Raw genomic sequence first — 12578 nt, 5'->3', positions numbered from 1 at the left:
GCGAAGTGGATGCCCGGCAGGTGGCATCAGCAACAAGGATGTGCGCCGACCGCCCGGCCCCCGCCTACTCCCGGACGCCGTCGATGTCGGGGGTCTGCCAGAGCAGGTGCTGGCCACCGTCCACGGGCAGGGTCACACCGGTCACCGCGGACGCGCGGGCAAGATAGAGCACGGCCTCGGCGATGGCTTCCGGCGGGCTTCCGCCACCGGTGAGAGTTGCCGCCTGCTGGCGGGCGAAATCCTCGGGAAACTGCCGCGCGCCCTGGAGGCTGGGGCCGGGCGCGACCGCGTTGACGCGGATGCGCGGCCCGAGCGCCTGCGCCATCGTCACCGTGGCCGCCGCAAGGGCGGCCTTGGTGAGGGCGTAGGAATAGAAATGCGGCGTCGGCTTGAACACCCGCTGGTCGGTGACATTGACGATTGCCGATCCGGCCGGAGCCTGCGCGGCGAAGTCCTGCGCGAGGAAGGAGGGGGCCTGGATGTTGACGCGGAACTGCCGGTTCCACACCTCTCGGGTCAGGCTGCCGAGATGGTCCTCGACGAACTCGCTGGCATTGTTCACCAGCAAGGTCAGCGGGCCGAGGGCGGCAACCGCAGCGGCCACGAGGCCATCGACCTCGGCAGGCTCGGCAAGATCGGCCCGGACCACAACCGCGCGCCCGCCACGGTCGACGATGGCGGCGGCGAGCGCCTCGGCCTCCGTGCCCGACCGATGGGTATGGATCGCCACGGCATAGCCGCCATCGGCGAGCGCCTCGACGATGGCCCGTCCGATTCGTCGCGCCCCGCCTGTGACCAGCGCTGTGCCAGGTTCGATCATGGCGCTCCCGTTTCCCGCGATCCGGACGACGTTCCGGAACCGCTGATGCCCTTATGCCACAGCACGGTAGATGCCCCGATGCCGTGTCGCGTCAGTATCGATCAGGCGAACCGCGAAGGCTGCATCCCCATCGGGGGTGTTTGCGTTGCTCTACGCAAGGGCAGCGGCGCCGGTTCACCTGAGCTGCCCCGGGATGTTCCCATCGCCGCCACGATTGCACCACAAGGAGACAGTTTATATTGAGGAAATATGATCATCTCCATCGTTTTTATATAGTAAGTATTGCTTGGTAGCTGATTATTTCCAATTAAGACTGCGGCGAAGAGCCTCATTTCAGCCAATATGGAATGGAAATGACTGCACCTGTCGTCTGAATGACGATGGATGCTGAATTTCGAGGTAACGTTCCATTAACGACGCAACCAAGGAATAGGCGCAAATTCGAACGAATGCGGTTATGGATCATTCACCGCATCACATCAGGGACGGCGCGACGGGCAGGGCCCCCGCGGTGTTCATGGGACAGGAGTTGATTATGAAGAAGATCGTCTGGGCCGCCGCTGCAGCCGCCATGCTCGCCACGCCGGCCTTCGCCGCCGACATTCCGCGCCGTCAGCCCATCGCTGACACCGTCTATGTCCCGGTCGCACCGGCCGGCGTCTGGACCGGCTTCTACGTCGGTGCCCATCTCGGCGGCGCCTTCTCGTCGAACTTCCGCAACGACCTCGGCTATGGCCTCGGCGGCTCCTCGGGCCTCCTCGCCGGCGTCCAGGCTGGCTACGACCACCAGTTCAACCGCGTTGTGCTCGGTGTCGCCGGTGACCTGTCCTACTCGACGGTCTCGCGCCGCTACATCGACCTCGCCCCGACCGACATCCGTGCCAAGCAGGACTGGAGCGGCTCGCTGCGCGCCCGCCTCGGCTATGCCGTGCAGGACAACATGCTGCTCTACGTGACCGGTGGTCTCGCCCTCGGCAACGTCCGCGTCTCGGACGCCCTGACCCCGAGCTCGCAGTCGCGGACCCTCGCTGGCTGGACCGTCGGTGCCGGCGGCGAGTACAAGTTCACCCAGAACTGGTCGGGTCTGATCGAGTATCGCTATACCGATCTCGGCCGTGCCACCTACGGCAACATCGCCCTTGCCCCCCGCGTCGGCTTCAACAGCCATACGCTCCGCACCGGCGTGAACTACCGCTTCTGATCATCGCCGTCCGGCGATCGTGACCACGGCCCGGGCCTGCGCCCGGGCCGTTCGTCGTTGTGGCGGCGGTTGATCCGTCGCATTGCCACTGCGCCGCCTCCGCACTAGAAGGCCGCCATGGCGCTTCTCGATCTCGCCAATCCGACCCGTTTCCTCGCGCTGGTGGCGCGGGCGCTGCCGTGGCTGACCGCCGCGACGGTTCTCGCGCTTGCGGCGGCGGGCTATCTCGCCTTCTTCGCCTCGCCCGACGACTACCAGCAGGGCGGCACGGTCCGGATCATGTACATCCACGTGCCGGCGGCTTGGCTGTCGCTGTTCTGCTATGCGGTGATGGCGGCGGCCTCCCTCGGCACGCTCGTCTGGCGCCACCCGCTCGCCGACGTCTCGGCCAAGGCGGCAGCGCCGATCGGCGCCGCCTTCACCTTCATCTGCCTTGCCACCGGCTCGCTGTGGGGCCGGCCGATGTGGGGCACCTGGTGGATCTGGGATGCGCGGCTCACTTCCGAGCTCGTCCTCCTCATCATGTATCTCGGCCTGATGGCGCTGTGGCGCTCGGTGGACGACCCCGGCCGCGCGGGCCGCGCCGCTGCCGTGCTGACGCTGGTCGGCACCGTCAACCTGCCGATCATCAAGTTTTCGGTCGACTGGTGGAACACGCTGCACCAGCCGGCATCGGTGTTCCGTCTGGGCGGGCCGACCATTCATCCGGCGATCCTGACGCCGCTGCTGGTCGCCGCCATCGCCTTCACGCTGCTGTTCGTGACGCTGCATCTCGCCGCGATGCGCAACGAGATCCTGCGCCGGCGCGTGCGCGCCATGCAACTCGTGGAAGCGCAGCGCGAGATGGCTCCGGCGGGCGCCCAGCCCGTGCCGGGCGAGTGAGGCAGCCATGTTCGGTTCCGATCCCCATGCCGGTTTCATCCTCGCCTCGTACCTGGTGACGGCCGTGACGCTCGCAGCCGTCATCGCCTGGATCGTCATCGATCATCGCCAGCAGAAGGCGAAGCTCGCCATCCTCGAAGCCAGAGGCGTCACCCGCCGTTCCGCCCGCCGCGGGGAGGGAGCAACGTGACCGAGACGACCGCCCCCGCGCCGAAGCGCCGGACCTGGATGGCGTTGGCGCCGCTCGCCATCTTCGCCGCGCTTGTCGTCATGTTCGTCATTGGCCTCAGGGGCGATCCGCAGCGCCTGCCATCGGCGCTGGTCGGCCGGCCTGCGCCAGTCTTCGATCTCGCGCCGCTGGCCGGCATCGACCGGCCAGGCTTCCGCACCGCCGACCTCGCGGGTCACGTCACCGTGGTCAACGTCTTCGCCTCCTGGTGCATTCCCTGCCACGACGAGCATCCCTTCCTGATGGAACTGGCGACGGACACGCGCATCCGCATGGCGGGCATCAACCAGAAGGACCAGCCGGAGAATGCGCGCCGGTTCCTCGGGCGCAACGGCAATCCCTATGCGCTGGTCGGCGTCGACCCGGCGGGCCGCGCGGTAATCGACTGGGGCGTCTATGGCGTGCCGGAGACCTTCATCGTCGGGCGTGACGGGACCATCGCCTTCAAGCATGTCGGGCCGATCAACGCGGCGATCCTCGCGACCATCATCCGGCCGCAAGTCGAGAAGGCGTTGGCGCGGTAAGGCGACCTCCCCCGAATCGCCGGGATGCGCGGGCGGGAACGACGCCGCACACTTTCCGCGTCTGACGAGGGGATCGCCGTGACCGACGCCAACTCTGCCGAGCTGCTCATCGAACGCCACGGACCGGTGGCGGTGCTCACCCTCAACCGCCCGCAGGCGATGAATGCGCTGTCACAGTCGCTGATCCGTTCGCTCAGCGCGGCCATCGTGTCGCTCGGCCGCGACGAAACGGCGCGGGTGATTGTTCTGACCGGTGCCGGGGACCGGGCCTTCTCGGCCGGGCTCGACCTGAAGGAACTCGGCGCGCGGCCCGGGCTGCTGGGCATGGTGGAGGGGGAGGGAGAGCGCCCCAACCCGATCCGCGCAATCGCGCAGTGCCCCAAACCCGTGATCGCGGCGGTGAACGGCGTTGCCATCACCGGCGGGTTCGAACTGGCGCTGGCCTGCGACATTCTCGTGGCGTCAACCACCGCCCGCTTCGCCGACACCCACCAGCGCGTCGGCGTCATTCCCGGCTGGGGCCTCAGCCAGAAGCTCTCCCGCATCATCGGCCCGTCCAGGGCGAAGGAGATGGCCTTCTCGGGCCGTTTCATCACGGCGAGCCAGGCCGGCGACTGGGGCCTCGTCAGCCGCGCCGTTCCAGCGGGCGAACTGATGGCCGACGTCCTGGCTCTGGCGCAGGAGATCGCCGAGGTCGATGCCGCCTTCCTTGCGGACTACAAGAGGCTGGTCGACGTCGGCTACGGCCTGCCCTTTGGCGAGGCGATGGCGCTGGAATCGGAGTGGTCGCGCCGCCACAACGCTGCGGTAAGGCCGGACGAACTGGAGGCGCGCCGTGCTGGCGTGCAGGCCAAGGGGCGCTCGCGCGAGACCTGACCCAAATCGCGCGTCATCACCCCGTCACGCGAACAGGTGTTGACGGGAGGGTCACGCCGTGGCCAATGCGGGCCGTTACCTCATCCGGGTCCCGGCGTGGCCGCCGCGGACCCGTTTTCAGTTCCCATGCAAGATCGGAGACCTCGCATGAGCTCATGGCCCGTCTATCATGAAATCACCGGCCCGATCGTGATGATCGGCTTCGGCTCCATCGGCCGCGGAACGCTGCCGCTGATCGAGAGGCATTTCAAATATGATCAGACGCGCCTGACGGTGATCGATCCGGTCGACACCGATCGCAAGCTGCTGGATGAGCGCGGCATCCGCTTCGTCCAGGAAGGGCTCACCAAGGACAACTACAAGGCCATCCTGACGCCGCTGCTGACCGCCGGCGGCGGCAAGGGCTTCTGCGTCAACCTGTCGGTCGACACCTCCTCGGTCGATATCATGGAGCTCTGCCGCGAACTCGGCTGCTTCTACATCGACACGGTGGCGGAGCCCTGGGCCGGCTTCTATTTCGACGAGAGCATGGGCCCCGCCGAGCGTTCGAATTATGCGCTGCGCGAGCGCGTGCTGGCGGCCCGCGAGCGCAATCCCGGCGGCATCACCGCCGTGTCCTGCTGCGGCGCCAACCCGGGCATGGTGTCCTGGTTCGTCAAGCAGGCCCTCCTCAACGTCGCCACCGACCAGGGTGTCGACTTCACCGAGCCGAAGTCCAAGGCGGAATGGGCAGCGTTGGCCATGAAGGTCGGCGTCAAGGGCATCCACATCGCCGAGCGCGACACCCAGCGCTCGAAGAAGCCGAAGCCGGCCAACGTCTTCGTCAACACCTGGTCGGTCGAGGGCTTCGTGTCCGAGGGCCTGCAGCCGGCCGAGCTCGGCTGGGGCACGCACGAGACCTGGATGCCGGACAATGCCGGAACCCACGAGACCGGCTGTGGCGCGGCCATCTACCTGATGCAGCCGGGCGCCAATACCCGCGTGCGCTCCTGGTGCCCGACGCCGGGCGCGCAATACGGCTTCCTCGTCACCCACAACGAGGCCATCTCGATCGCCGACTATCTCACGGTGCGGGATGCGAGCGGCAAGGTCACCTACCGGCCGACCTGCCACTACGCCTACCACCCGGCCAATGACGCGGTGCTGTCGCTGCACGAGATGTTCGGCGCCGCCGGCAAGCGCCAGGATTCGTGGCACATCCTCGACGAGAACGAAATCGAGGACGGCATCGACGAGCTCGGCGTGCTGCTCTACGGCCACGCCGGCAATGCCTACTGGTATGGCTCGCAGCTCTCCATCGAGGAGACGCGGCGCATCGCCCCCTACCAGAACGCCACGGGCATGCAGGTGACCTCGGCCGTGCTCGCCGGCATGGTCTGGGCGATGGACAACCCGGAGGCCGGCATCGTCGAGGCCGACGACATGGACTTCCGCCGCTGCCTCGAGGTGCAGAAGCCCTATCTCGGCCCGGTCATCGGCACCTATACCGACTGGACGCCACTGGATCGCCGCCCGGGCTTCTTCCCGGAGGACATCGACACCTCCGATCCCTGGCAGTTCCGGAACATCTTGGTACGGGACTGAGGCATCGGGTCTAGGCCAAGGGCGCGATTCCCCTCACCCTTCCCTCTCCCCGCTCGCGGGGAGAGGGGGACTTCCACGTCGCTATTCTTTCTCAGACGGCGCCAGGACCTTTCGTCAACCTGAAGCCACGACTCCGGCAACCCCTCTCCCCGCCTGCGGGGAGAGGTGAAGGGTGAGGGGCCGTGTCGGAAGACCCACAACCCCTTCAGGCTTTCGGCTCCGTTAGCGCCGCCTCGAACAGTCCGAGCGCCGCCGCGGCGAAGGCGTGCATGTTGGCGAGGCGGTCGGACGAGCCGGTTTCGATGGTCCGCGTCCGGCTGGCCGGACCGTCGATGCCGACGCAGGCATGACCGGCGGCATCGCCATAGCGATTGCCGGTGGGGCCCGTCGCGCCGGTCTCGGACAGGCCCCACGTCGCGCCATGGCTCTGGCGGATCGTCGCAGCCATCAGGGCGGCCCAGGGCTCGGAGGCGGAGCGGATGCCCGTTTCCACCATCTGCCGCGTGCTGATGCGGAGCAGCGCATCGCGGGCCTGCGAGGTGTAGACCACCGCGCCGCCGAGAAAATAGGCGGAGGCGCCCGGGACCGCGAGCAGGGCCGCCGAGATGAGCCCGCCGGCGGAGGATTCGGAGACTGCGACCGTCTCGCCGCGGTCGATCAGCAGGCGGGCGATGCGCGCCGCCGTCGCGCGGGTGGTCGTGTCGTCCTGATCCATGGCCGTCTCCCTGATGAACCTCGTGGCGATGATGGACCGTGGCATGCTCCCGGTCGAGCGGGCGCGACCGCAAGGACCAGCCGCCGATATTGCGAAACCCGGCGCTTCGCCTAGATTGCCGCGGCGCCCATGCGGCGCAGCGCCCGACCGATCTCCAAGGATGTCATCATGGTCCCTCGCTCCCTGTCCAAACTCGTCGTTGCAGGCCTTGCGACGCTCGGTCTCGCGGCGGCAGCCTCCGCCCAGGCACCCAGGGAGCTCAGGATCTTCAACTGGTCGAACTACATCGACGAGCAGGTGCTGCGCGACTTCGAGCGCGAGTTCAACGCCAAGGTCACCTACGACACCTATGATTCCAACGAGGTGCTGGAGACGCGCCTGCTCGCCGGCCGCACCGGTTACGACATCGTTGTGCCCTCGGCGCCCTTCCTGTCGCGGCAGATCGCGGCGGGGGTCCACCAGCGGCTCGACCTGTCGAAGATTCCGAACCGGACGCATTTCTGGCCGGAGATCCAGCGCCGGGTCGCCGCCTATGATCCCGGCAACGCCTATTCGGTGACCTATCTCTGGGGCACCACGGGGATTGGCTACAACGTCGCCAAGATCCGCGAGCGCATGCCCGATGCCCCGCTCGATTCCTGGAAGCTCGCCTTCGACTTCGACACGCTGGCGAAATTTCGGGATTGCGGCATCCACTTCCTCGACACGGCCGAGGATTTCCTGCCCTCGGTGATGCGCTATCTCGGCCGCGACCCCAATTCCAAGCGCGCCGAGGACTGGGAGGCCGCCGCCGCGCATGTGCAGAAGCTGCGCACGCTCGTCACCAAGTTCCACTCGTCGGAATACATCTCGGCTCTAGCCAACGGCGACATCTGCCTCGCGGTCGGCTACTCCGGCGACATCTTCCAGGCGCAGAAGCGGGCGAAGGAAGCCGGCAACGGCGTCGACGTGCAGTACGTCATCCCGAAGGAGGGCGCGCAGATGTGGTTCGACCAGATGGCGATCCCCGCCGACGCGCCGAACGCCGACCTCGCCCACGTCTTCATCAACTACCTCAACCGGCCCGAGGTGATCGCGAAGGTCGCGAGCTTCGTCTCCTATGCGAGCGGCAATCTCGCGGCGAAGCCGCTGATCGCGCCCGCCGTGCGTGACAACCCGTCCGTCTATCCGCCGGACGAGGTCATGGCGCGGCTCTTCACCGTGACCAGTCCGGATGCGCGCCTGCAGCGCGTCATCACCCGCGCCTGGACGCGGGCGAAGACCGGCCGCTAGGGGCCATCGTGGAGCCTCCCGACCGCCCGGCGCGCAACGCCTCGTCTCTCGGAGCGGTGCGCTCCAGCTTCGCGCCGTGGGACGACCCGGCCGCGACGCCGCTCGTCGTCTTCGACCGCGTGACCAAGCGCTACGGCGACGAGACCGCCGTGGCCGACCTCTCGCTCGCCATCCATGAGCGCGAATTCTTCGCGCTGCTGGGGCCGTCGGGTTGCGGCAAGTCCACGCTGATGCGCCTGCTCGCCGGCTTCGAGATCCCGAGCGAGGGCCGCGTGCTGCTGGCGGGCGAGGATCTCGCCGGCGTGCCGCCGCACCTGCGTCCCACCAACATGATGTTCCAGTCCTATGCGCTCTTCCCCCACATGAGCGTGGAGAAGAACATCGCCTTCGGGCTCGAGATGGAAGCCCGGCCGCGCGACGAGATCGGGGCGCGGGTGGCCGAGGCGCTGCGCATGGTGAAGCTCGAGGGCCTCGCTGCCCGCAAGCCGCACCAGCTCTCCGGCGGCCAGCGGCAGCGCGTGGCGCTCGCCCGCGCCCTCGTCAAGCGGCCGAAGGTACTGCTACTCGACGAGCCGCTGGGCGCGCTCGACCGCAAGCTGCGCGAGGAGACGCAGTTCGAGCTCGTCGCGCTGCAGGAGCGGCTCGGCCTCACCTTCATCATCGTCACCCACGACCAGGACGAGGCGATGACCATGGCGACGCGCATCGCCGTCATGGACAAGGGGCGGATCGCGCAGGTTGGCACGCCGCCGGCCATCTACGAGGCGCCGGCGACGCGCTATGTCGCCGACTTCATCGGCGACATCAACCTCGTGGAGGGCGCGGTTTGCTCCGTCGAGGGCCGCCGCGTGACGGTCGCGACCACCGTCGGCGACCTGACCGTTGCCGATGCCTCTGAAGCCGTGGCGATCGGGCAGACGGTTGCGGTGGCCTGGCGACCGGAGAAGACGCGCATCGTGCGGGCGGAGGAGGCGATCAGCAACGGCCGCGCCGTCATCCCCGGAACGGTCCACGACATCGGCTATCTCGGCGACTGGACGACCTACCACGTCGCGGCGGGTGGCCTCAGGCTGAAGGCGGCGGTGGCCAATGCCTCGCGCGTGGTCGAGAGGCCGATCACCTGGGACGATGCGGTGAAGCTGGCGGTGGCGCCGGAGTCGCTGCTGCTGCTGGTGCGGTGACATGAGCGAGCGCGCCACCCGCCGCACCATCATTCTCGTGCCCTATCTGTGGCTGGCGGTGTTCTTCCTGGTGCCCTTCGGCATCGTCGCGAAAATGTCGTTGTCGCAGGTGGCGACCGCCATCCCTCCCTACACGCCGACCTTCGGCCTCGACGACGGCCCGGCCGGCTGGCTTGCCAAGGCGCGCGAGCTCTCGCTCGACAACTACGCGGTGATCTTCGGCGACCGGCTCTACATCGACGCCTTCCTATCCTCGATGCGTATCGCCGCGACGGGCACGGCGATCCTGCTCGTCATCGGCTATCCCATGGCCCATGCCATGGCGCGCGCGCGGACAAGCTGGCGGCCGATCCTCGTCATGGCGGTGATCCTGCCGTTCTGGACGAGTTTTCTCATCCGCGTTTACGCGTGGATCGGCATCCTGAAGCCCGAAGGCCTGCTCAACGAGCTGCTCCTCGGCCTCAGGCTGATCGGCGCGCCCCTCCAGATCGCCAACACCGAGACGGCGGTGCTGATCGGCGTCGTCTATTCCTACCTGCCCTTCATGGTGCTGCCGCTCTACGCGACGCTGGAGCGCATGGACCGGACGCTGATCGAGGCGGCGAACGACCTGGGGTGCCCGCCGTGGAAGGCCTTCTGGCGCATCACCGTGCCGCTGTCCCTGCCCGGCATCGCCGCGGGATGCTTCCTCTGCTTCATCCCGATCACCGGCGAGGTGGTGATCCCCGACCTGCTCGGCGGTTCCGACACGCTGATGATCGGCAAGACGCTGTGGACGGAGTTCTTCTCCAACCGCGACTGGCCGGTCGCCTCGGCGGTTGCGGTGCTGCTGCTAGTCATCCTTGTCGGACCCATCATGGTCTATCAGCGCCAGCAGGCCCGGCAGCTGGAGGCGGGTCGATGACAAATCCGCGGTCCCGGCTGCTCGACGCCACGGCGCTGACGCTTGGCTTCAGCTTCCTCTACCTGCCGATCGTCATCCTGGTGATCTTCTCCTTCAATGCGAGCCAGCTCGTCACCGTCTGGGGCGGGTTCTCGACGCGCTGGTACGGCGCCATCTGGCAGAACCGCCAGCTGATGGACGCCGCCTGGATGACGGTGAAGGTCGCCGCCGCCTCGGCCGCCTTCGCGACCGTGGTGGGCACGCTGGCGGCGCTGGCGCTGACGCGCTACGCACGTTTCCGCGGCCGCATTCTCTTCTCCGGCCTCGTCTACGCGCCCATCGTCATGCCAGAGGTGATCACCGGCCTGTCGCTGCTGCTGCTCTTCGTCTCGCTCGGTATCGACCGCGGGTTCTGGACCGTGACGGTGGCCCACGCGACCTTTACCTGCGGCTTCGTCGCGGTCGTCGTGCAGTCGCGCCTCGTCACCTTCGACCGGTCGCTGGAGGAGGCCGCCGCCGATCTCGGGGCGGCGCCCTGGCAGGTGTTCACGCGCATCACGCTGCCGATCATCGCGCCGGCCGTGATCGCGGGATTCCTGCTCGCCTTCACCCTGTCGCTGGACGACCTCGTCATCGCGAGCTTCACGACCGGGCCCGGCTCGACCACCCTGCCGATGCGCATCTACAGCCAGGTGCGGCTCGGCGTGACGCCGGAGATCAACGCGATCTCGACCATCATGATCGCGGTGGTCACGGTGCTGGTCATCGGCGCCTCGCTCGCCACCAAGCGAAGCGCCGCCGCGCACTGACGGTTGACCTTGCCGTCCCGCCGGTGATTTCTGCTGGCGGGACATCCGTCCCGTCCCAGCGAGCGTCCCATGCCGTCAGCCGTCGATAATCTCCTCGGAATCCTCGACCTCGAGCGCCTCGAGGTGAATCTCTTCCGCGGCCAGAGCCCGCAGGAGGGCTGGCAGCGCGTCTTCGGCGGCCAGGTCATCGGCCAGGCGCTGGTGGCCGCCTGCCGCACGGTCGAGAGCCGCCGGCCGCATTCGCTGCACGGCTATTTCGTGCTGCCCGGCGACCCCAAGGCGCCGATCATCTACGAGGTCGAGCGGGTGCGCGACGGCCGGAGCTTCTCGACGCGGCGGGTGAAGGCCATCCAGCACGGCGCGGCGATCTTCTCGCTGTCGGCCTCCTTCCACGTCGAGGAGGAGGGTGCCGAGCACCAGTTCGCCATGCCCGACGTGCCGCCGCCGGAGGCGCTCAAATCGGAGGAGGATGTCCGAAAGCTGTTCCAGGCCAACATGCCCGAGGCGATGAAGGCCTATTTCGCGCGCGAGCGGCCGATCGAGATCCGGCCGGTCGAGTTTGGTCGCTATACCGGCGAGAGCCAGTCCGAGGGCAAGTTCCATGTCTGGATCCGCACCACCCAGGCCCTGCCGGACGACCCGGTCATCCACCAGTGCGTGCTGGCCTACGCCTCCGACATGACGCTGCTCGATGCCGCCAACGTGCCGCACGGACGCTCCTTCTTCGACCAGTCGGTGCAGGCGGCGAGCCTCGACCACGCCATGTGGTTCCACCGGCCCTTCCGCGCCGACGACTGGCTGCTTTATGCCCATGATTCGCCTTCGGGGCAGGGCTCACGCGGCTTCACGCGCGGATCGATCTATACCCGGCAGGGGGTGCTGGTGGCCTCGGTGGCGCAGGAAGGCCTGCTTCGCCAGAAGCGTCCCTGACGCGTCTGCCTTCTTTTTCATCACATCCGGACGGTGATCGCGGCCAAATCGCGGCCGGCGCTTCGTCCTGCCTAAAAGTCATGCACATGGCCGTTCCGGCCGTATCGCATGACGGACCATATTCCTTCAAGTGATTGTCATCCTTTATGAAATCGTGATGCACCGATATTGGCACGCGACTTGATTCCCTTCATCCCGGTTCGGACTTCGGCCTTCGGGATCGCGGCCGACTTGCAGCCACAAACGCTTCCGCGGGACCTGGTCCGGACGAAGCCAATTCGGGGATGACCACATGAAGATCGTGATGGCGATCATCAAGCCATTCAAACTGGAGGAAGTCCGCGACGCCCTCACGGGCATCGGCGTTCACGGCCTGACCGTCACCGAGGTGAAGGGTTACGGCCGCCAGAAGGGCCACACGGAGATCTACCGCGGCGCCGAATATGCCGTCAGCTTCCTGCCGAAGCTGAAGATCGAGGTGGCCGTGGCGGGTGCCGATGTCGAGAAGGTGGTGGCGGCGATCGCCGGCGCCGCCAAGACCGGCCAGATCGGTGACGGAAAAATCTTCGTCACGTCGATCGAGCACGCGGTGCGCATCCGCACCGGCGAGACCGACGTCGACGCGCTGTGACGCGCCCTCCCACCGCAACGCCTTTCTTCCGGAGACTTTCC

The 12578-nt window shown here is 67.5% G+C and carries 14 protein-coding genes; 12 read left to right on the top strand and 2 right to left on the bottom strand.

Annotated features, from left to right (window positions below):
• Positions 1-64: 64 nt before the first annotated feature.
• The gene (locus tag ACJ4V0_RS08680) at positions 65-820 is read right to left on the bottom strand and encodes an SDR family oxidoreductase (RefSeq protein WP_448299175.1); all 756 of its coding nucleotides are present in this window, start codon (positions 818-820) and stop codon (positions 65-67) included.
• Between the two features lie 535 nt (positions 821-1355).
• On the opposite strand from ACJ4V0_RS08680, the gene ACJ4V0_RS08675 reads away from it, so the two are divergent.
• The 6 genes from ACJ4V0_RS08675 to ACJ4V0_RS08650 all read left to right on the top strand — a co-directional run bounded on the left by ACJ4V0_RS08675 (position 1356) and on the right by ACJ4V0_RS08650 (position 6116).
• Positions 1356-2021 carry an outer membrane protein gene (locus tag ACJ4V0_RS08675; RefSeq protein ID WP_448299174.1) on the top strand — a complete coding sequence of 222 codons (666 nt, stop codon included), beginning with the start codon at positions 1356-1358 and terminating at the stop codon, positions 2019-2021.
• Positions 2022-2138: 117 nt separating this feature from the next.
• Positions 2139-2903: a heme ABC transporter permease gene (locus ACJ4V0_RS08670; protein WP_448299173.1), complete on the top strand. Its 765-nt coding sequence runs from the start codon at positions 2139-2141 to the stop codon at positions 2901-2903.
• A 7-nt stretch (positions 2904-2910) separates the two neighbouring features.
• Complete coding sequence (gene ccmD / locus ACJ4V0_RS08665) at positions 2911-3093, top strand: heme exporter protein CcmD (protein WP_448299172.1); 183 nt, start codon at positions 2911-2913, stop codon at positions 3091-3093.
• Positions 3090-3656, top strand: a complete 567-nt coding sequence (locus ACJ4V0_RS08660) for a DsbE family thiol:disulfide interchange protein (protein ID WP_448299171.1) — start codon at positions 3090-3092, stop codon at positions 3654-3656. The genes ccmD and ACJ4V0_RS08660 overlap by 4 nt, the downstream gene beginning before the upstream one ends.
• Positions 3657-3734: 78 nt before the next feature.
• On the top strand, positions 3735-4532 hold the full coding sequence (locus ACJ4V0_RS08655; RefSeq protein WP_448299170.1) for an enoyl-CoA hydratase: 798 nt from the start codon (positions 3735-3737) through the stop codon (positions 4530-4532).
• A 147-nt stretch (positions 4533-4679) separates the two neighbouring features.
• On the top strand, positions 4680-6116 hold the full coding sequence (locus ACJ4V0_RS08650; protein WP_448299169.1) for a homospermidine synthase: 1437 nt from the start codon (positions 4680-4682) through the stop codon (positions 6114-6116).
• A gap of 205 nt (positions 6117-6321) precedes the next feature.
• Here the strand turns inward: ACJ4V0_RS08650 and ACJ4V0_RS08645 are convergent, their stop codons facing one another.
• Complete coding sequence (locus tag ACJ4V0_RS08645; RefSeq protein ID WP_448299168.1) at positions 6322-6831, bottom strand: CinA family protein; 510 nt, start codon at positions 6829-6831, stop codon at positions 6322-6324.
• 168 nt (positions 6832-6999) lie between these two features.
• Here ACJ4V0_RS08645 and ACJ4V0_RS08640 point away from each other — a divergent pair, with 168 nt between their 5' ends.
• The 6 genes from ACJ4V0_RS08640 to ACJ4V0_RS08615 all read left to right on the top strand — a co-directional run bounded on the left by ACJ4V0_RS08640 (position 7000) and on the right by ACJ4V0_RS08615 (position 12537).
• Positions 7000-8103, top strand: a complete 1104-nt coding sequence (locus tag ACJ4V0_RS08640; RefSeq protein WP_448299167.1) for a polyamine ABC transporter substrate-binding protein — start codon at positions 7000-7002, stop codon at positions 8101-8103.
• Positions 8104-8111: 8 nt separating this feature from the next.
• The gene (locus tag ACJ4V0_RS08635; protein ID WP_448299166.1) at positions 8112-9284 is read left to right on the top strand and encodes an ABC transporter ATP-binding protein; all 1173 of its coding nucleotides are present in this window, start codon (positions 8112-8114) and stop codon (positions 9282-9284) included.
• A 1-nt stretch (position 9285) separates the two neighbouring features.
• Complete coding sequence (locus ACJ4V0_RS08630) at positions 9286-10188, top strand: ABC transporter permease subunit (RefSeq protein ID WP_448299165.1); 903 nt, start codon at positions 9286-9288, stop codon at positions 10186-10188.
• Entirely contained in the window at positions 10185-10976 is a 792-nt protein-coding gene (locus ACJ4V0_RS08625) for an ABC transporter permease (RefSeq protein ID WP_448299164.1), read from the top strand. The genes ACJ4V0_RS08630 and ACJ4V0_RS08625 overlap by 4 nt, the downstream gene beginning before the upstream one ends.
• A gap of 69 nt (positions 10977-11045) precedes the next feature.
• Positions 11046-11906 carry an acyl-CoA thioesterase II gene (gene tesB / locus ACJ4V0_RS08620; RefSeq protein WP_448299163.1) on the top strand — a complete coding sequence of 287 codons (861 nt, stop codon included), beginning with the start codon at positions 11046-11048 and terminating at the stop codon, positions 11904-11906.
• Positions 11907-12198: 292 nt separating this feature from the next.
• Positions 12199-12537, top strand: a complete 339-nt coding sequence (locus tag ACJ4V0_RS08615) for a P-II family nitrogen regulator (protein WP_448299162.1) — start codon at positions 12199-12201, stop codon at positions 12535-12537.
• Positions 12538-12578 lie beyond the last annotated feature (41 nt).

This window comes from Phreatobacter aquiterrae, assembly GCF_053471285.1.
This window is presented reverse-complemented; position numbering and strand designations above follow the sequence as displayed.